This is a genomic window from Spirillospora sp. CA-108201, from assembly GCF_050936235.1.
Classification (GTDB): domain Bacteria; phylum Actinomycetota; class Actinomycetes; order Streptosporangiales; family Streptosporangiaceae; genus Spirillospora.
This window is the reverse complement of sequence record NZ_JBNJNE010000001.1, coordinates 4,479,916-4,498,893: the sequence shown is the minus strand read 5'-3', so window position 1 is coordinate 4,498,893 and position 18,978 is coordinate 4,479,916. Positions and strand designations below refer to the sequence as shown.

Genomic DNA, 18,978 nt, shown 5'->3' with positions numbered 1-18,978 from the left:
GACCGGGCGCATTCATTCGGGTGACCGGATCCGGCCTCGTGGGGTGGAGAGCAGCCGTGATCAAGGCGATGCGGCGTCATTTTCGTGTGCGCCTGGGCTGGTTCGGGCGCGATGTCCAAGTGATAGGCGCGTTCCACGCGTGACCACGGCGAAGCGACCGTAAGATGCAGGCCGATCGAGGTTCAGGTTCAATGTGAACCTCGGGCGACGTTCAGCCGTCTTCGGTGTGAATCGCGCTGACGTGGCGCGCGTTACAGGGGATTGGTGAGTGATTTATGGCCGTCGTTGACAAGGTTCAGGCCGAGTCATCGATCCGCCATGAGCACGAGCGCGCGGCCTCGCAGAACTGGAGCCGCTCCTACCGGCGGATGGCGCGGGTTCTCGACTTCACCAGCATGCTGATGGCCGGTGTGATCGCGTTCGTGCTCAGGTTTCCGGGCGTCCCGACGGAGCTCGACGCGCCGTACGTGGTCCTGACCGTGGCCCTGCCGGTGGTGTGGGTCCCGGCGCTGATGCTGTGCCGCGCCTACCAGCCGCGGTACGTGGGCGTCGGGTACGAGGAGTTCCACCGGGTGCTGCGCGCCGGGTTCATCCTGATGGCGGTGCTCGCGATCGGCGCGTACGCCACCAAGACCGACGTCGCGCGCGGCTACGTGGTCATGGCGCTGCCCCTCGGGACGTTCCTGGCGCTCCTGGCGCGCTACCGGCTGCGCAAGTGGCTGCACAAGAAGCGGTGGCACGGCGAGTGCATGCGCCGGGTCGTCGCGGTCGGGCACCGGACGTCGGTGTCCGACCTGATCCGGCTGCTGCAGAAGAAGCGGTACCACGGGATGGACATCGTGGCCGTGTGCCTGCCGCCGGCGCTCGCCGCGGGCGAGGACGCGGTCGCCGAGGTGGAGGGCGTCCCGGTGCTGGGCGACTTCGGCCAGGCGGCGGCGGTCGCCGACCGGATCGGCGCCGACTCGGTGGCCGTGCTGGCGTGCCCCGAGATGGACGGGGTGGCGCTGCGCCGGCTGGCATGGCAGATCGAGCGCAACGACGTCGAGCTGGTCGTGGCGCCCGCGCTGATGGACGTGACCGGGCCGCGGATCTCGATCCGCCCGGTGTCGGGCCTGCCGCTGCTGCACGTGGAGCACCCGGAGCTGGACGGCGGCCGCAAGGTCCTCAAGGGCCTGGTCGACCGGGTGGCGGCGCTCGCCGGGATCGTGGCGCTGAGCCCGCTGCTGCTGCTCATCGCCGTCCTGATCAAGATGTCCGGGGAGGGCCCGGTGCTGTTCCGGCAGACGCGCGTCGGGCGCGGGGGCCGGGAGTTCACCGTGCTGAAGTTCCGCACGATGGTCGCCGACGCCGAGGCGCGCCGGACGGCGCTGCTGGCCGCCAACGACAACGACGGGGTGCTGTTCAAGATCCGGCAGGACCCGCGGGTGACGCGGGTGGGGCGCCGGCTGCGCCGGTACTCGCTGGACGAGCTGCCGCAGCTGTTCAACGTGCTGCGGGGCGAGATGTCGCTGGTGGGGCCGCGCCCGCCGCTGCCGGACGAGGTGGCCCAGTACGGCGGGGACGTCTACCGCCGGCTGGTGGTCAAGCCGGGCCTGACCGGGCTGTGGCAGGTGAGCGGCCGCTCGGACCTGTCGTGGGAGGAGTCGGTCCGCCTCGACCTGCGGTACGTGGACAACTGGACCCTCGCGCTGGACCTGCAGATCATGTGGAAGACCTGGTCGGCCGTCTTCCGCGGCTCCGGCGCGTACTGAGCGGCCCGCCGCCGGGCCGGGCGGGGCCGCGACGGGCCCCGGCGAGAACACGACACCGTGCTGCCCGCGGCGCGGCGCCGGCGGAACACTGGCGGGCGAGCCGTTGAGCGGGACCTCGTCCCGTGGCCCGTGCGGGCCGCATGAGAAAGTAGACCGAGCAGACCAGTCGAGTCGGGAATGTGATCTCAGATGACCGAGGCAGGGGCGGCAGACGATCATTCGCTCGCGGCCGAGCTCGCCGGGACGGCGGGACGGCTGCTGCTGGGCGTCCGGGACGAGACGGGCTTCGCCGACGCGGGGGCCCTCAAGGACACCGGCGACCTGCGGGCGCACGAGTACCTGATGGCGGCGCTGGCCGAGCGCTGTCCGGGTGACGCCGTCCTGTCCGAGGAGGGGCGGTCCTCGGTCGCCGGGAAGCGGTCCCGGGGCGACGATCGCGCGCCGACCCGCAACACCGCCGACGCGGAGCGGCTCACGGCCTCCCGCGTGTGGATCGTCGACCCCCTGGACGGGACCCGCGAGTTCTCCGAGGAGGGCCGCCGCGACTGGGCCGTGCACGTGGCGCTGTGGGAGCGGGACGCGTCCGGCGCGGGCCGCCTGGCGGCCGGCGCCGTCGCGCTGCCGGCCCAGGGCCTGACGCTCCGCACGGACGCGGTGGGCGGCGCCTCGCTCGTCCGGACCGACCTCTCCGACCCCGACCCCGTCACGGCCGGGCGCGGGCCCGCCGGGGCGCCGCCGCCCCGCGAGGTGCCGCTGCACGTCCCGGCGCCGGACGCGGGGAAGCTGCGCGTCGCCGTGAGCCGCACGCGGCCGCCGGAGTTCGTCCGGCGGCTGGCGGAGGCGATCGAGCCGGAGGTGGAGCTCGTGCCGATCGGGTCGGCGGGAGCGAAGATCTCCGCGGTGCTGCTCGGCGAGGTGGACGCCTACGTCCACGCGGGCGGCCAGTTCGAGTGGGACTCGGCGGCCCCGGCGGCCGTGGCGCTCGGCGCCGGGGCGCACGCGTCCCGGGTCGACGGGTCGCCGCTGCGCTACAACCGTGAGGACCCCCGGCTCCCGGATATCCTGGTGTGCCATCCCATGTCGGCGTCAACGCTGCTGACCGGCATCCGGGAGGTGAGCGGCGCGCTGCCGTGACCAGTCCGCCCCCCAGGGCGGGACTGAACGGCGCGCGCCGGCGTTTCGACCCGGTGGGGAAGGCATGCGCCCGTCTCCGTGCCACCGGTTGCATCTGCCAGAACAGCGTGGAAAGAGCTCCAGACCATGCAGCGTTGCGATTATCTGCTGTCCCAGCTAGACGTCCTCGAAGCCGAGTCGATCCACATCTTCCGGGAGGTGGCGGCCGAGTTCGAGCGGCCGGTGCTGCTGTTCTCCGGCGGCAAGGACAGCATCGTCATGCTGCGCCTGGCCCAGAAGGCGTTCTGGCCCGCCCCGATCCCGTTCCCGGTCATGCACGTCGACACCGGCCACAACTTCCCGGAGGTGATCGAGTTCCGGGACCGCCGGGCGGCCGAGCTCGGCGTCCGGCTGCTCGTGGCGTCGGTGCAGGACGCGATCGACAGCGGCCGGGTGGTGGAGCAGAAGGGCCGCCGCGCGTCCCGGAACCGGCTCCAGATCACCCCGCTGCTCGACGCCATCGAGGAGCACCAGTTCGACGCGGCGTTCGGCGGCGCCCGCCGCGACGAGGAGAAGGCCCGCGCCAAGGAGCGGGTGGTCTCCTTCCGGGACGAGTTCGGGCAGTGGGACCCCAAGAACCAGCGCCCGGAGCTGTGGAACCTGTTCAACACCAAGATCGTGCAGGGTGAGCACGTCCGGGTGTTCCCGCTGTCGAACTGGACCGAGCTCGACATCTGGGACTACGTCCGCCGCGAGGAGCTCGAACTCCCGCCGATCTACTTCGCGCACACCCGCCAGGTGTTCGAGCGCGACGGGCTGCTGCTGGACGCCGAGACGGGCTTCGCGAACCGCGGCGACGACGAGCCCGAGTTCGCGGCGACCGTCCGGTACCGGACGGTCGGCGACGCGTCCTGCACGGGCGCGGTGAAGTCGAACGCGGTGACGCTCGACGAGGTGATCGAGGAGATCGCGGCCACGCGGATCACCGAGCGCGGCCAGACCCGCGCCGACGACCGCACCAGCGAGGCCGCGATGGAGGACCGCAAGAAGGAGGGCTACTTCTGATGGCCAGCGCGAACGACCGGCTCGCCGGGGACCGGCCGGCCGAGACCCGGCCGGCCAAGCAGATGGACCTCCTGAGGTTCGCCACCGCCGGAAGCGTCGACGACGGCAAGTCCACGCTGATCGGCCGGCTGCTGTTCGACTCCAAGTCGATCTTCGAGGACCAGCTGGAGTCGGTCGAGAAGACCAGCGCCGACCGCGGCGAGGAGTACACGAACCTGGCGCTGCTGACCGACGGCCTGCGGGCCGAGCGGGAGCAGGGCATCACCATCGACGTGGCGTACCGGTACTTCGCGACGCCGCGCCGCAAGTTCATCATCGCCGACACCCCGGGGCACATCCAGTACACCCGGAACATGGTGACCGGCGCCTCCACCGCCGACCTGGCGATCATCCTCGTGGACGCCCGGAAGGGCATCCTGGAGCAGTCGCGCCGGCACGCGTTCCTCACCACGCTCCTTCAGGTCCCGCACCTGGTCGTGGCGATCAACAAGATGGACCTGGTCGACTACGACCGGGGCGTGTACGAGCGGATCGTGGACGAGTTCACGGCGTTCGCCTCCAAGCTGGAGGTCACGGACCTGACGTTCATCCCGATCTCGGCGCTGCACGGCGACAACGTCGTCGAGCGCAGCGTGAGCATGCCGTGGTACGAGGGCTCGTCGCTGCTGCACCACCTGGAGCACGTGCACATCGCCTCCGACCGCAACCTGATCGACGTGCGGTTCCCGGTGCAGTACGTGGTGCGCCCGCACGCGTCCACGGACCCCGACCTGCACGACTACCGCGGCTACGCGGGCCAGGTCGCGGGCGGCGTGCTGAAGCCGGGCGACGAGGTGGTGCACCTGCCGTCCGGCCTGACCACCACGATCACCCACATCGACGGGCCGGGCGGGCCGGTCGAGGAGGCGTTCGCGCCGATGTCGGTGACGCTGCGCCTCGCCGACGACATCGACATCTCCCGCGGCGACATGATCGCCCGGCCGAACAACCGGCCCGAGGCCGCGCAGGACATCGACGCGATGGTCTGCTGGATGACCCCGGACCGCGCCCTCGCCCCGCGCTCGAAGCTGGTCATCAAGCACACGACCCGCACCGCGAAGGCGATGGTGAAGCAGCTGCACTACCGGCTGGACGTCAACACGCTGCACCGCGACGACCAGGCGGACTCGCTCGGCCTGAACGAGATCGGCCGCATCTCGCTGCGGGTGACGCAGCCGCTGTTCGTCGACGACTACAACCGCAACCGCCTCACCGGCGGCTTCATCCTGATCGACGAGGCCACCAACAACACCGTCGCCGCCGGCATGATCACCGGCGCGCGCTGACCCGGCGCCGCGGGGCCCGCCGGCCCCGCGGCGGCCGGTCCGCGCCCCCACCGGCCGCGCCCCCCGACCGACCTGTCCCTCCCGACCCCCTACGACAAGGCAGGCCCTGGATGCCCCCATCCGTCGGAGTCGTGCTCCCCACGCACAACCGGCCGGAGCTGCTGCGCCGCGCGTTGGAGTCGGTGCTGGCCCAGGACTACGCGGGCGAGGTGCGCGCGGTCGTCGTCTTCGACCGGGCCGAGCCCGACACGTCCCTGGCGGGGGACCGCGTCGAGGTGATCCGCAACACCCGGGCGCCGGGCCTCGCGGGCGCGCGCAACTCCGGGGTCCTCGCCCTCGGCACCGACCTGGTCGCCTTCTGCGACGACGACGACCTGTGGCTGCCCGGCAAGCTCGCCGCGCAGGCGGCGGCGCTGGAGGGCGAGCCGGACGCCGTGCTGTGCAGCTCCGGAATCATGATCGACTTCGACGGGCGGGAACTGCCCCGGCTGGCCGGGACGGACCGGGTCACCTACGACGCCCTGATCCGCGACCGGATGATGAGCGTCCACTCCTCCACCTACGTGGCGCGCCGCGAACCGCTGATCGAGATCGGCATGGTGGACGAGACGATCCCCGGCAGCCAGGGCGAGGACTGGGACCTCGCGCTCCGCGCCGCCCGCCGCCACCCGGTGGTGAACGTGGACGAGCCGTACGTCCGGGTCCTGTGGGGGCTGACGTCCTACTACGCGCAGGCGTGGGAGACGAAGGTCGCCGCGCTGGAGTGGTTCCTGGAGCACTACCCGGAGATCGGCAGGGAGCCGGGCGCGGCCGGGCGGGTCTACGGGCAGCTCGCCTTCGGCTGCGCGACCGTGGGCCGGCGCAAGGACGCCCTGCGGTGGTCGGCCCGCGCGCTCAGGGCGAATCCGGCCGAGCGGCGCGTCCCGTTCGCGCTGGCGGTGGCGTCGGGATTCGTCTCCGGCAAGCGCGTTCTGCTCGCCCTGCACACCCGGGGCCGAGGCATTTGACGGACCGATGCCGATTCCCCGTCTTTGGCCACCTTTCCCCAAGTCGCGCCGGTAATGTCGATGGCCATTCCAGCGCTGAAGGAGCCTCTTCCGTGAACCACTTCTCCCGCCGCATCGTCGCGTCCGGGACGCTGGCGCTGGCCCTCGTGCCGGCGTTCGGAATGACCGCCGCGCCCGCCTTCGCGGGCGTCGACCTCGACGCGGTCGCCGAGGGCATCGGCGAGAGCGGCTACTACGTCGACTCCCACGCCAAGTACTACCAGTCGGACGGCGCGCAGGAGCTGCTCCGCACGGCGCAGGGCCGGTCCGTCGCGGTCTTCATCGCGATCCTGCCGCCCGGGAACGACCCCGGGCAGGTCCTCCGGCAGCTGCCGGGCCTGATGAAGCGCAAGGGCACCTACGCGGTGCTGGCCGGCGACCAGCTCCGGGTGTCCTCCACGGCGCTGCCGGGCGCCCGGGTGAAGACGATCTACGACGGGGCCGTGCAGAGCAGCAAGGGCAAGCCCGACCTGGCGCTGCTGCGCTTCGTGCAGACGCTCCCGGAGTCGAAGTACGCCCCGCCGAAGTCCGGCAGGCCCGGCAACAACGGCAAGCCCGCGCCGGAGGCGTCGGTCCAGAAGAAGCAGGAGCAGGAGCAGGACGAGCGCACGCTCGCCCAGTCGCAGCCGACCGGCCGCGCCACCGGATACGAGGCCCCCGAGGACGACGGGTCGGTCCTGCCGTACGTGCTCGGGGGCGGCGCGGTGGTCGTGGTGGCCGCCGGGGCCGGGTTCCTGCTGTGGCGCCGCCGCTCCGCGACTCCGGCTCCCGCCGGCGGGACCGGCGCCCCGGCGCCGGGCGCCGCCGCGGCACCGCCTCCGGCGCCTGGGACGCCTCCGGCGCCCGGGACTCCGCCTCCCGCGGCCCAGCCCCCGGCGAACGGCCCCACGCCCGGTGACGCCAGGCCGGAGCCGCCCAAGGAGTCCTGAGGGTCTCCGGGAGGGCTACGGCGCTCCCGGCCTCAGCAGCAGGATCAGGTGGCGCTCGCCCACGCCCACCGACAGGGCGTGGGCCGGCACCGCGCCCTCGACGGTCAGCGTCGTGCCGGGACGGCTGCGGGGCGCCCTCTTCCCGGAGCCGAGCTGGCCGCTGCCGCCCGCGCCCCAGGTGAGCAGCGTCCCGTCGGTCAGGATCGCCGCGCCGTAGGCCTCCCCGGCGAACACGCGGGTGGCGCCGCGCAGCTTCGGCGCGCTGCGCCCGACGACGTTCACCGGGGCGGTACGCGGCTTCACCGTGCCGTCCCCCAGCTGGCCCGCCGTGTTGTTGCCCCAGGCGACGATGCTGCCGTCCCCGCGGAGCGCGTAGTTGTGCTTCTCCGCGGCGGCGACCGCGGCGACGCCGTCGAGGACGCCCTTGCCGCCCACTCCCGAGACGAGGGCGGGCGTGAGCCGGTCCCGGCGCGTTCCGTCCCCGAGCTGGCCGAGCTCGTTGTGACCCCACGACGCGACCCGCCCGTCCCGCAGCAGCGCCAGCCCGTGCTGGCCGCCGACCGCGATGCGGACGACGCCGTCCAGCCGCGCCGCGCCGTCCAGGCCGCGCACCGGCACGGGGAGGGACCGGTCCTCGCGGGTGCCGTCGCCGACCATGCCGTGGGCGTTGGCGCCCCACGCGAACACCTGCCCGTCGCCGCGCAGCACCAGCTCGGTGTGCCCGTCCGCGGCGATCGCCGTCACGCCGGTGAGCGCCCCGCGCCCGTCCGGCGCCCGCACGGTCGTCGGGACGAGGGGGGCGGTGCGCTTGCCGGTGCCGCGCTGCCCGGACGATCCCGCGCCCCAGGTCACGACGGTGCCGTCGCGGCGCAGCGCCATGGAGAAGTCGTTGTTGGCGGCGACCGCGACGGCGTCGTCCAGCCGGCCGGGCCGCCCGTCCGGTGCGCGGACGCGGACGGGGACGCCGCTGTCGCGGGTGGTGCCGTCGCCGAGCTGGCCGTCGTCGCCCGCTCCCCACGACACGACCCGCCCGCCGTCGAGCACGGCCAGCGAGTGGCGGCCGCCTCCGGCGACGGCGACCGCGCGGTCGAGCCGCCCCCGCCCGCCGACGCCGGTGACGGGGCCGAGCCGGGGATCGGCGGCCGCCCCCGCCCGCCCGAGCTGCCCGGCGGCGTTGAAACCGCTCGTCCACACGGTGCCGCCCGCGCCGGCCGAGCCCGCGGCGGGCGGAGGCGAGGGCCGGGGCGCGCTCGCGGGCGCGGCCGACCCGCCGCACGCCGCCGCCGCCAGGAGCACCGGGAGGGCGACGAGCGCGGCGATCGGGCGGCGCGAGGTCACGCCGTGCGGACGCAGGCGAACAGGTGCCGGCTGTAGTTGTCCTCGTAGGGCGGCCGGGCGTCCTCGTCGGGGCCGAGGTCGACGATCTCGTCGAAGCCGGTGTTCTCCCGCAGGAAGGCGGCGACGCGGGCGGGGTCCCAGCCGCGCAGCGAGTCGGCGAACCACGCCTCGTTGTCCTGGCCGGTGTCGAAGAACAGCACCCGGCCGGTGGCGCGGTCCAGCAGCCGGATCAGCTCCTCGGCGCTCACCGAGCCGCGGCCGAGGACGAAGTGGTGCAGGAGGCTGAAGCACGACACCACGTCCCAGCGGCCGGCGTCGCGCCCGCCGAGGAACTCCACGCAGTCGCCGGTGGAGACGGCGCCGTCCGCGAGCCCGTAGACGGCCTTGCCGAGCGGGACGGCCAGCGGGTCGCGCTCGATGCCCTCGGCGTCGAAGCCGCGCTCGGCCATGTTCGCGACGAACCAGCCGTAGCAGCTCGCGACGTCCAGGTAGCGCCCCCCGGACAGGCCGCGCTCGCCGAGGAACGCGTCCATCTTCGCGAGCCGGTCGGTGCACTGCCGGACGGTCGTCCAGCCGGTCCTCAGCTCGGGCGCGTCGATCGGCTGGTAGAGCTCGTGGGTGCCGTCGAGCCAGCTCATCTTCAGCAGGAGGTCCTGGAGGGGGGTGGTGACCGGCAGCCACTTGGCGACCACGTCGGCGCCGTCGGCGCCGCTCATCGCCGCGATGGCGAGCCGGTGGTGGCCGTCGAGGATCTGGTACTGGTCGGAGCCGCGGACGGGCGCGACGAGCACCGGGTCCTGCGGCCCGCTCTGCTGCGGGCGGGGCGCCGCGCCGGGCGCCTCCTCGCCGCGGTACCGGGCGACGAAGGCGCGGGCGGCCGCGAGGACGCCGGCCTCGTCGGTGGCGCCGAAGTAGTTGCCGCCCGCCTCGATGCAGCGCAGTCCGAGCCTGCCGTAGGCGCTGGACAGGATCTCGGCGTCGGCCAGGTCCGCCTGCTCGTCGGCCAGCCGGAGCAGCCCGACGTGCGGGCCGTCAAGGAAGGGCGTGGACGGCCACAGCAGGTCGTCGGTGCGGTCGGCGAACTCGCGGGCCGTCCAGCCGCCCTGCGCGCCGACGAGCAGCCGGTCGAACCGGACCGGCACCTTCCACGGGCGCCGCAGCACGGCGGTGGACACCGCGACGCGCGCCGCGGCCGGGATCGGCAGCGAGCGCCCGGCGTCGACCAGCCGCCCGTACACCGGGCCGCTCGGGGCGAGCCCGCTCTTGCGCAGCACCGCGCGGGACTTACGGCGCACTTGGTCAATTCCCGTGGGCATGCATGCTCCTGGCAGATGTCGTTTCGGTGGCGGGCGAGGCGGCGGCGCCCGCGGGTGCGGCGCGGCCGCGTCTCCCCGGCAGCAGGGAGGCGAAGGCGGTGAGGGACAGCCGCTCGCGGCCGGCCCAGAGCAGGGCGAGGTACAGCATCGCGCCCGGGACCAGCCCGCCGGCGAGGGCGGCCTCGCTGGAGCCGGCGGCCAGCCGGACGGCCAGCGGCACCGCCGCGAAGCTGACCAGTGCCGAGCCGCCCGCCCAGAACAGCCCGGCGCTCGCCGGGGTCATGTCGAGGATCCGGCGGACCTGGACCAGGGCCAGCAGCGTCCGCACGAGCAGCCCGCAGGCCCGCGCGACCGCCGCCCCGGCGATCCCGAACGGCGGGATGAGCAGCACGTTCAGGACCAGGTTCACCCCGAGCGCGGCGCTCTGGTTGACCAGGCTGAGCCCGCTGCGGCCCGCCATCAGCAGCATCACGTCGCGGGCGCCGGTCGCGGTCGCCACCAGCATCGCCATCGCCAGGACGACCGTGACGACCTCGCCGGTCCCGCGGTAGCCGTCGCCGAAGGAGCCGACGTACACCGGCGCGCCGACCGCGATCGACAGGTGCACCGGCCAGGCGAGCGCGAGGTTCCAGGACGCGCACACCGCGAACACCCGCTGCGCGCCCGCGCGGTCGGCGAGCGCCATCAGCCGGCTCACCGCGGGCTGCATGACGTTCTGCACGGCCTGGGTGACGAGCTGGCTGATCACGATGAACCGGGTCGCGGCGGTGTAGATCGCCGCCTCGCGGGGCGAGCTGAGCGCCGCGACGAGCACGATGTCGGCGCGCTGGAACGCCGTCTGGCAGATCTGCGCGAACGCGCGCGGCGCCGTGAAGCGCCAGAAGTCGCCGGCGAGGGGACGCCAGCCGGACGGGGCCCCGGGCTCCGCGGTGACCGGCGCCCCGGCGCGGGCGCCGCGGCTGATCTTCAGGTACCAGAGCAGGGCGGCGACCAGGCACGGCAGGTAGGGGGCCGCCCACGCCAGCGCGAGCCATACCGCGTCGTCGGTCAGCAGCGCCGCCGCGACGACCCCGGCGACCTGGAGCGTCTGCCGCATGATCTTGTCGACGAGGACGGTCGGCCGCATCGAGCCGTGGCCGCGGGTGGCCGCGAGCAGCGCGTCGTGCGCCCCGGCGAGGGGCAGGAACAGGGCCAGCACCCGCACCATGCCGACGGCCTGGCCGGGGTCGTCGGCGCCGATGTGGCCCGCCGTCCACGGCGCGGCGAGGGCCAGCACGAGCCCGGCGGCCAGCGCGGTCGCCGCGACCGGGACGAGCGCCACCGGCACCGTCCGCCGCGCCGCGGCGCGGTCGCCGAGCGCCAGATGGCGGGGCAGCCAGCGCAGCAGGCCCGCGTCCGTGCCGAGCCCCGACACGGCCTGCAGGATGATGAACAGCGACGTCGCCGCGAAGAAGGTGCCCGCGATCCGCTGCGAGTACAGGTGCGCGACGAGGAAGACGAGCGCGAGGCCCTGGACGCCCGCGACGGCGGCGCCGACGAGGTTCAGGGCGCCGCCCCTGGCCAGCCTGTTCAGGTTCGGCCCGCCCGGGCCGGGCGGCTTCGCTTCGTCCGCCGTGTCCGCGCCGGGTTCAGGGGCCGGCATGCCGGCCGGCCTTGTGCGGCTTCTTGCCGTAGCGGGGCGCGACGTCCGGGGCGCCGTCCTTCGGCTTGGCCGGGGGCGCGCCGTCCGCGCCGTCATCGGGCAGGTCCGGCGGCATGAACTTGGAGATGTCCTCCTGCGTCCGCGTCGCGGCCGATTCCAGCGCGTTCTCGGTCTCGCCGTCGGCCGGCTCGGAGGGGGCGCCGTCGGAGGGCGCGGCCGGGCGCGGGCGCACCGCTCCCGTGCCCTGGGTGACCTCCGTCGGGGAGACCGGCCTCGGGGCGACGGGCTTGCCCGGCCCGGCCGGGGGGTCGAGCGCGGGCGGGAGGGGGCGCCGGCGCGGCTCGGGCTGCGGTGCGGCGCGCCGCCCGGTCGGCGCCGGGCGCGCCTCGCCCCGGGGCGGCTGCTTGACCTGCGGCAGCGCCTGGGTGACCAGGGACGGGGAGTCGGCCGGGGCGTCGTCGGGCTCGTCCTGCGGGCGCGGCGGCTCCTCGGCCCACGCGAGCGGCGGCTCCGGGGCGCGGCGCTTGCCGGCACGCGATTCCGGAAGGCGCGGCTCGGCGCCGCCGCGGACGTCGCCGCCCTGCGGCGGACGCTGGTCGCCGCCCTGCGGGGGCGGGACTGGCGGGCGGGCGGACCCTGCCGCGCCGCGCGCCCTCCCCGCGGCTCCGGCGGCTCCAGCAGGGCGCCGAGCACGGTGACGCCGGCGCGCTCGGCCTCCACGTACGCCTGCCGCAGCTCCTCGCGGGTCGTGACGCCCTGGTTGATCACGAGGACGACCGCGTCCACGAAGGTGCACAGGGCCTGCGCGTCCGCGTCGTGCAGGCTCGCCGCGTTCACGATGAGGTACTCGCTGCGGCGGCGCAGGACCTTGACGGTCTCGCGCATCCGCGGGCCGCTGAACCGGTGCGCGGCCTCGCGGGCGCGCGGGCCGCGGGGCAGCAGCCGCAGCTGCGAGTCGGTGTGGATCAGCAGGGTCGCCGGGTCCGTGCCGCTGAGCAGGGTGTCCGACAGCCCCTTGCCGCCGGGCCGCGCGCCGAACAGGGTGCTGACGTCGGCGTCCTCGGTGGTCGCGTCGATCATGATGGTCTTGGCGCCGGCGAAGGCGAGCGAGACCGCGAGGTTGGCGCTCGCCATGCGGGCGCTGCCCCCCGGGGTGGCGTTGCTGATCAGCAGCGCCACCGGGGTCTGCGGCGCGGTCGCCACGACCGCGGCGCGCAGCCGCCGGTACGCCTCGCCGGCCGGGCTCTTGGGCGCGCTGACCAAGGCCAGCGTGTCGCCGGACGGGCCGCCCGTGGGGATGGTGGACAGCGTCCGGACGCCGAGCCCCTCGATCGACTCGGCGTTGCGCAGCCGCTGGTTGAGCCGCTCCCGCAGCAGCATGATCACCAGTCCGGCGATCAGGCCGAGCACCAGCCCGCCCGCGCCGTACATCGCGGGCCGCATGATGCCGGGCCCGGCCGGCGCGTCCGCCGGGGTGATGACCTGGCCGGGGTCGAGGGGGGTGCTGGCGATGTCGTTGGACTGCTCGTCGATGACGCCGAGCTGGTTGGTGTAGGCGGTGACGCGCTGCTGGAGGGTGGAGCGCCGGGAGCCGGAGGAGGCGGCCAGCTCGTTGTTCGCCCGCTGGAGCAGGCGCTCGACCCTGGCCGACTGCGCCTTCAGCTTGGCGAGCTGGTTGTTCACCACGCCCTGCGCGCGCTGCGTGCGGTACTCCAGGTAGGCGTCGGCGAAGGCCTGCGCGCCCGCGCGGGCGTTGCCGGAGCTGCTCGCGGTGTAGGTCAGGTTGAGGACCTGGGTGTTGGGCGGGACCGTGACCCCGATGTCGCCCTCCGCCTCGTGCCTGAGCCTCCTCTCGACGATCTTGGCGACGCTGTCGGTGGCGACCAGCTGCGCCTCCGTCTGCAGGTTCACCAGGTCGTCGCCGCGGCCCTCCGGCGAGTACGGGTTGCCTTCCAGCGGGCTGACCAGCACGGTCGCGGTCGCCTTGAACGGCGGCGGCACGGCCATCTCCAGGACGACGCCTGCCGCGGTGCCGAGCACGGCGAGCCCGATCAGCGCCCCCAGATAGCGCCGGACCAGGGCGAGCAGCTGTCCTCCCTGGGCGTCGGCCGTCTGGTCAGCTCCCACGACGATCTCCCTCATCGATCAGAATCGTGCTTGGCGGAGTGTTCATTTCGACTTTAACCGCGCGTTGCAAGAAGACGGTTCTGTTCATCTCAACCTTGTCCAGGAGCGGCGACCCCGACCGGGGACCGGTGGGCGGCGCGCCGCGGCGCCGGGGGCGCGGGCCCGCGCAGGACGGGCGCGGTCAGCACGATCACGCGCGCGGGCCTGGCGGCCTGGTCGAGGGCCAGCACCCCGCTCGCGACCTCGCGGTCCAGGGCCCGTCCGCGTTCGACGACGACCAGGGCCACGTCGCTGGCGGCGGCCGCGGCGATGGTGTCCGCGCCGTTGATGTCGGGTGTGGTGATGACGACGATGCGGGACACGCGGCCCGCCTTGTCGACGGCCCGGGTGAGCTGCCGGTCGTCGTCGCCGCGCACCAGCCGGACGTTGAAGGAGTGGCCGGTCCCGGCCGGGGCCGGCGGCTCCTGGAAGGGCTCGCCGTCGGCCACGATGCGCAGCACCGTCGTCGCCGAGCCGCCCTCGGTGCACAGTTCGGCCAGCTCGTAGGCGACCTCGGTGCCGGCCGATCCCGGCACGCCGGTGACGAGCACGGTGGTGGCGTCGGCGTCGAAGACCAGGTTGCGCAGCCGCCGCGCGACCTCGCGGTGCCGGCCGCCGAACGCCGCCCCCTCCACCATGATCGGAAGACGGCTGTGCAGCCGCAGGTCGGCGGGGCGCCGGATGCGGCGCGGCCGCGTCTCGCGGACCATCACGTAGCCGATCCAGCAGAGCAGGCCGACGCCGATCCCGCTCGCGACGGCGACGTCGCGGCCCGGGTCGTCGCCCCGCCGGGGGAGCGGGGCCCCGCGCAGCACCTCGCCGGGCTGCTCCTGCTTGGCCTTGATGGTCGCGACCTGCTTCTCCACGTCGCGGATCTGCTTCACGAGCGCCTGGCGGCGCGTGCGGGTGGTGAGCCGGCGCAGCTCGTCCTCGTCGCCGGGCAGCGCCGCGAGCTGCTTCTTCAGCAGCTCGGCGTTGTGCTCCAGCGCCTGGCGGTTGTGCTCCAGCACCTGGCCCAGGATCCGGTTGCGCAGAACCAGGTAGGAGTCGGCGACGACGCGGGCGCCGTCCTGCGCGGTCCGGGGCGTGCCGGCCCGCACCGAGATCGTGAGCACGTGGGTGTTGGACGGCACCGTCAGGCCGATGCGGTCGCGCAGGTCGGCGTGGGAGACGTCGAAGCCGGGCCGCTCGGCCAGCCTGGACAGCACCGGGTGGGACCAGACGAGCTGGGCCTCGGTGTCCATCGTCGTCTCGCGGGGCGCGCGGGTGTCGGTGTCGATGGCCGAGCCGATGTCGATGGAGGGGCGCAGCGCGACCGGCGGCGCCAGCACGTAGATCTGCGCGGTGTAGGTCGTCGGCGTCAGCACGATCTTCACGACCCCGATCGCGCACCCGGCCAGCAGCGCGATCAGCAGCACGACCAGGTGGCGGCGGACCACGCCCGCGTACCGGGTCACCGGGATCGAGTCCGGCGCGAGCGGCGGTTCCGCCTGCACGCTGGCCGGGCCGAGGGTGCGTTTGCTCATCGCCGCCTCATCGCCGCCAGGCGGGCTCGGCGCCGAGCAGCGCGGCGAGCTTGTCGTCCCAGGGGGTGTAGTAGTCGGCGAGGCGGCGCTGGAGACGGTCCGGGAGGGGGGAGCCCGGCCGGGCGTTGTGCCGCTCGAACGACGCGGGCCGCCACGCCGGGAGCCCCAGGAACTCCAGGGCCGAGTCGTAGCAGGCTTCCGGTTCGGTGAAGAAGTCCTCCGCGAACAGCACGAGCACCCGGTCCCGTCCGAAGAGGGCGAACAGCCGCTCGATCTGGTCGGCGTAGCGGCCGCGGTCCAGGTAGGAGTGGTGCCGGTGGCCGTGGCTCACGTAGGCGGGGTCGGCCCTGATCTTCTCGATCTCCCCGGCCAGCCGTTCGGGCTCCAGGTCCAGGGCCCGCTCGAACGGCTCGGTCTCGAACCCCCGCGCGAGCTCGTGCTTGTGGGCGGAGTAGGCCCGCACCACCGGGTCGCGCAGCAGCACGACGAGCTTCACCCCGGGCAGGTCGCGGGCGATCCGCTCCGGCGCCAGCGGGTGGTGCATGTAGTAGCCGGCCGACTCGAACGCCTGCGGGGCGGCGTCGCGCGCGCGGCGCTCGGCGAGCGCGCGGACCGGGAAGTGCCCCCGGTACCAGGCGAGACCGCGCGGGTAGTTGACGTCGAAGTAGTGCACGCCCTTGTGGAAGTTGGGCTGGACGGTCGCCGGGTGGGCGGCCAGGGCCCGGAACAGCGAGGTGGTGCCGCCGCGCTGGGTGCCGACCATGAGGAAGTCCGGCAGCATCCGGGCGCCCGAGGTCAGCCGGCCTCCGGCGCGGGTCGCGGCCCGGCCCGCCTCCTTGACCCACGGCGGGGCGTCACGACGTGAGATCACGGGGTTCCTCCCGAAACCGTGTCCGGTGCGTTGGTGTGCAGGAGCGCCAGCAGCCGCTCGGTGTCGGCGCGCAGCGGCGCGCCGATCGGTTCCTGGGCGGCCAGCAGGTAGCGGCGGCACAGCTCCAGGAGGTAGAGCCGGACGGTCGCCTCCGCGACGGGGCCCGCCGGCCCGAGCGGCTCCAGGAGGGCGGCGGCGCCGCTCGGCCAGGTGGCGTAGGGCGGCCCGGAGGCCGTGCGCATGGCCTCCTGGAGCCGGTAGTGCAGCAGGTCGAACCCGTTCGGGACGCCGCGCGAGAACCGCTCCCAGTCCCACAGGCGCAGCACGCCGCGGTGCCAGGCCATGTTCCACGGCGTCCAGTCGCCGTGCCAGGCGCCGAAGTCCAGGACCAGATCGCCGTACGCCTTGCCGACGCCCTCGACGACCTCGCCGAAGGCGGCGCGCTGCCGCTCGTCGACGATCCGGCCGGGGCTCGCGGCCATCTCCTCCCAGTAGGCGCTGCCGCGCAGCGGCGCGCGTTCGACGCCGCCGACCTCGAACAGCGCCCGCATCTGGGCGACGGGGGCCCGGCTCCGCGGGCGCCAGCCGAGCGCGCCGGTCGGGAGCGGCTCCAGGACGAGCAGGTCCAGACCCTGCCACGTGCCGTGGTGGATCAGCCGCGGGACGTGCAGGCCCCCGCGGGACCCCGCCGCGGGCAGGTGGGCGTTCAGGTAGGTGAGCGCGGCGGCCTCGCCTTCGAGGAGGGCGCGGGCCGTGCCGGTGTCACCGATCTTGACGAACGCCGCGGGCTCACCGCGCGGCGACAGCACGTGCAGGATCGGCTTGCGGTTGGCGCGGGCGCTCCCGAGCCCCACGCTGACCACCACCGGCCGGCCGAGCAGGTCCGACAGCCGGTCCTCGACGGAGGGCCCGCCGCCGGTGACGCGGAGCCGGTCGCGCAGCGTCCGCTCCGGCAGCCCGGTGCGCACCGCCGCCGCCGTCAGGCCGCGGGAGGCGCGCTGCCTCGGACCGAGGTCGTGGCTGTAGCGGCGCAGCGCGGCCGCGGTGGCGCGCGGCATCCCCGCCGGGACGAGCAGCCGCGGCCGCTCCGCGTCCGGCAGGAACGCCAGTTCACGGCGCGCCCCCTCGGACCGCCCCGGCCCGACGGCCTCCACCCGCGCGTCCGGCCACAGGTCCCGCACCGCCGCGATCCAGGCGGCCCGCGTCTCCTCCGGGGCGCTCACAGCGCCGCCTCCTCGGCGGGGACCCGGGCACGGGCGCGCGGCCGGGCCTCGGCGCGGGCGTCCCGGCTCGCCCGCCACATCAGGCCCACAGCGATCATCACCGTGTACAGCGGTACCTCCACCATGTCGTAAGTGATCATGAACAGGCCGCAGGCGATCAGGACGGCGCAGCCCGCCAGCGAGTACGCGCCGCGCTCCCGCCAGTGCCGCAGGAACCGGACGGCGAAGAACACGCAGAACGCGATCGTCCCGACGACGCCGTTGGCGAACAGCAGGAGCCACAGGTGGCCCTGGGTGCCGAGCGGCGGCGAGCCGCACGCCTTGCAGCCGATCTTGTCTCCGCCGGAGACCTGGCCGAGGTCGCCCTGGACGTTGCGGGTGGACCCGAAGCCGACCAGCGGGGAGCCGGTGAGGGCGCTGCGGGTGGTCTCCTCGGCCAGCATCGTGCGGCGGTTGTTGCTGTGCGGGTTGTCGAGGCGGTCCTGGACGAGGCCGGGCAGCGGCGACAGCGCCACGACGATCGCGCCCGCCGCGGCCATCCCGGCCGTCCAGGCGATCACGCGGGGCCCGCCGACCTGGAGCAGCTTCGCGACGCCGAACAGGCCGATCGCGCCGAGCGCCCCCCACAGCCCCCGGTTCAGCGAGTACACGACCGGCCACAGGGACGCGGCGAGGACCGCGAGCCCGAACGCGCGGCGCCGCATGTCGGCGCGGACGATCCAGGTCAGCAGGAAGTACGGGAGGAAGAAGGCGTAGGCGGCGCCCCAGGTGTTGGCGTAGGCGAACGGCGCCATGGGCCGCGACTGCTCGAACCCGAGGATCGACTCCACCTCGGAGACCCTCGGGTGGACGATGTCGCGGACGAAGGAGTTGGAGGTCAGCCCGTGCGGCAGCACCATCTCCACCGGGGAGGTGAGCTGGATCGAGGGGAAGAAGGACCCGATCACCCCGCCGACGGTCGTCACGATGAACATGTAGCCGAGCAGCCGGCCGATCTTGCCCGACGGCAGCTCGCGCTCGCTCATGTTGCCGACGTAGAGCAGCACGATGGTGGAGGACAGGTACCAGGCGAGCCGGTAGCCGTACACCAGGACCCGGCTGAACCCGCCGCCCGGTTCGGCCAGGGGCGCGTCGGCCCACAGCACGAGCACGCCGAGCACGACCCAGAGCAGGAAGAACAGCCACGCCCCGAACCCGCCGGGCGCGACCAGGGTGCCGCGCCGCCGCCACAGCGTCATGGCCATGGGCACGCTGATGACGAGCAGCACGATGTTCGCCAGGCCGAGGATCCACCACAGCGGGAAGCCGAGCAGCGCGACGGCGAGCGGCCAGCCCGGCCTCAGCCGCCAGGGCAGCAGCCGCGGCGTCGCGAGAGTGCTCCCCGCGATCCCTCGCATCCCGGCCAATCACCGCTCCGTTTCCGTGGGACGCGCCTTCGGGCGCGCGGACCGTGCCGTCCGGCCCGGACGCACGCCGCCCATGGAAGGACGTCCTGTCTCTTACCAGGGGCGACAGCGGGCGATGGCCGGATTCGGCCATCGGAACCGGTCGTCCGGTGAGACCCGGCAGGCGTCCTTTCGAGGTGCGCAGCGTACCTCGCGAGACGCGATGGGCGTGCCCGCCGAGGCATGCCGAAGGGTCCTGCGGCAAGCGGATCGCCGTGCTGT

Annotated in this window: 13 protein-coding genes; 6 read left to right on the top strand and 7 right to left on the bottom strand. The window is 74.4% G+C overall.

Features of this window, described 5'->3' with window-relative positions:
- The first annotated feature begins 275 nt into the window (after nt 1-275).
- The 6 genes from ACQEU6_RS21720 to ACQEU6_RS21695 all read left to right on the top strand — a co-directional run bounded on the left by ACQEU6_RS21720 (nt 276) and on the right by ACQEU6_RS21695 (nt 7,229).
- The gene (locus tag ACQEU6_RS21720) at nt 276-1,751 is read left to right on the top strand and encodes a sugar transferase (RefSeq protein WP_499334420.1); all 1,476 of its coding nucleotides are present in this window, start codon (nt 276-278) and stop codon (nt 1,749-1,751) included.
- Nucleotides 1,752-1,940: 189 nt separating this feature from the next.
- Complete coding sequence (locus ACQEU6_RS21715) at nt 1,941-2,885, top strand: 3'(2'),5'-bisphosphate nucleotidase CysQ (protein ID WP_499334418.1); 945 nt, start codon at nt 1,941-1,943, stop codon at nt 2,883-2,885.
- A gap of 126 nt (nt 2,886-3,011) precedes the next feature.
- Nucleotides 3,012-3,929, top strand: a complete 918-nt coding sequence (gene cysD / locus ACQEU6_RS21710) for a sulfate adenylyltransferase subunit CysD (protein WP_499334417.1) — start codon at nt 3,012-3,014, stop codon at nt 3,927-3,929.
- A 62-nt stretch (nt 3,930-3,991) separates the two neighbouring features.
- Nucleotides 3,992-5,254, top strand: coding sequence for a sulfate adenylyltransferase subunit 1 (locus ACQEU6_RS21705; RefSeq protein ID WP_499340295.1), 1,263 nt, complete (start codon nt 3,992-3,994; stop codon nt 5,252-5,254).
- Between the two features lie 110 nt (nt 5,255-5,364).
- The gene (locus ACQEU6_RS21700) at nt 5,365-6,261 is read left to right on the top strand and encodes a glycosyltransferase family 2 protein (protein ID WP_499334415.1); all 897 of its coding nucleotides are present in this window, start codon (nt 5,365-5,367) and stop codon (nt 6,259-6,261) included.
- A gap of 92 nt (nt 6,262-6,353) precedes the next feature.
- On the top strand, nt 6,354-7,229 hold the full coding sequence (locus tag ACQEU6_RS21695) for a hypothetical protein (protein ID WP_499334413.1): 876 nt from the start codon (nt 6,354-6,356) through the stop codon (nt 7,227-7,229).
- Nucleotides 7,230-7,244: 15 nt separating this feature from the next.
- Here the strand turns inward: ACQEU6_RS21695 and ACQEU6_RS21690 are convergent, their stop codons facing one another.
- The 7 genes from ACQEU6_RS21690 to ACQEU6_RS21660 all read right to left on the bottom strand — a co-directional run bounded on the left by ACQEU6_RS21690 (nt 7,245) and on the right by ACQEU6_RS21660 (nt 18,708).
- A complete protein-coding gene (locus ACQEU6_RS21690; protein ID WP_499334411.1) occupies nt 7,245-8,567 on the bottom strand; it encodes an RCC1-like domain-containing protein in 1,323 nt (440 codons plus the stop codon).
- Nucleotides 8,564-9,883 (bottom strand): ParB N-terminal domain-containing protein, encoded by a 1,320-nt coding sequence (locus ACQEU6_RS21685; RefSeq protein WP_499334409.1) that lies wholly within the window; start codon nt 9,881-9,883, stop codon nt 8,564-8,566. Before ACQEU6_RS21685 ends, ACQEU6_RS21690 begins: the two co-directional genes overlap by 4 nt.
- Nucleotides 9,867-13,667, bottom strand: coding sequence for a hypothetical protein (locus ACQEU6_RS21680; protein WP_499334407.1), 3,801 nt, complete (start codon nt 13,665-13,667; stop codon nt 9,867-9,869). Before ACQEU6_RS21680 ends, ACQEU6_RS21685 begins: the two co-directional genes overlap by 17 nt.
- Nucleotides 13,668-13,741: 74 nt before the next feature.
- The gene (locus tag ACQEU6_RS21675) at nt 13,742-15,217 is read right to left on the bottom strand and encodes a hypothetical protein (RefSeq protein ID WP_499334405.1); all 1,476 of its coding nucleotides are present in this window, start codon (nt 15,215-15,217) and stop codon (nt 13,742-13,744) included.
- A 7-nt stretch (nt 15,218-15,224) separates the two neighbouring features.
- Nucleotides 15,225-16,088, bottom strand: coding sequence for a sulfotransferase domain-containing protein (locus tag ACQEU6_RS21670; protein WP_499334403.1), 864 nt, complete (start codon nt 16,086-16,088; stop codon nt 15,225-15,227).
- On the bottom strand, nt 16,085-17,311 hold the full coding sequence (locus tag ACQEU6_RS21665; RefSeq protein ID WP_499334402.1) for a hypothetical protein: 1,227 nt from the start codon (nt 17,309-17,311) through the stop codon (nt 16,085-16,087). The genes ACQEU6_RS21670 and ACQEU6_RS21665 overlap by 4 nt, the downstream gene beginning before the upstream one ends.
- Complete coding sequence (locus ACQEU6_RS21660) at nt 17,308-18,708, bottom strand: hypothetical protein (protein ID WP_499340293.1); 1,401 nt, start codon at nt 18,706-18,708, stop codon at nt 17,308-17,310. Before ACQEU6_RS21660 ends, ACQEU6_RS21665 begins: the two co-directional genes overlap by 4 nt.
- Between the last annotated feature and the right edge of the window lie 270 nt (nt 18,709-18,978).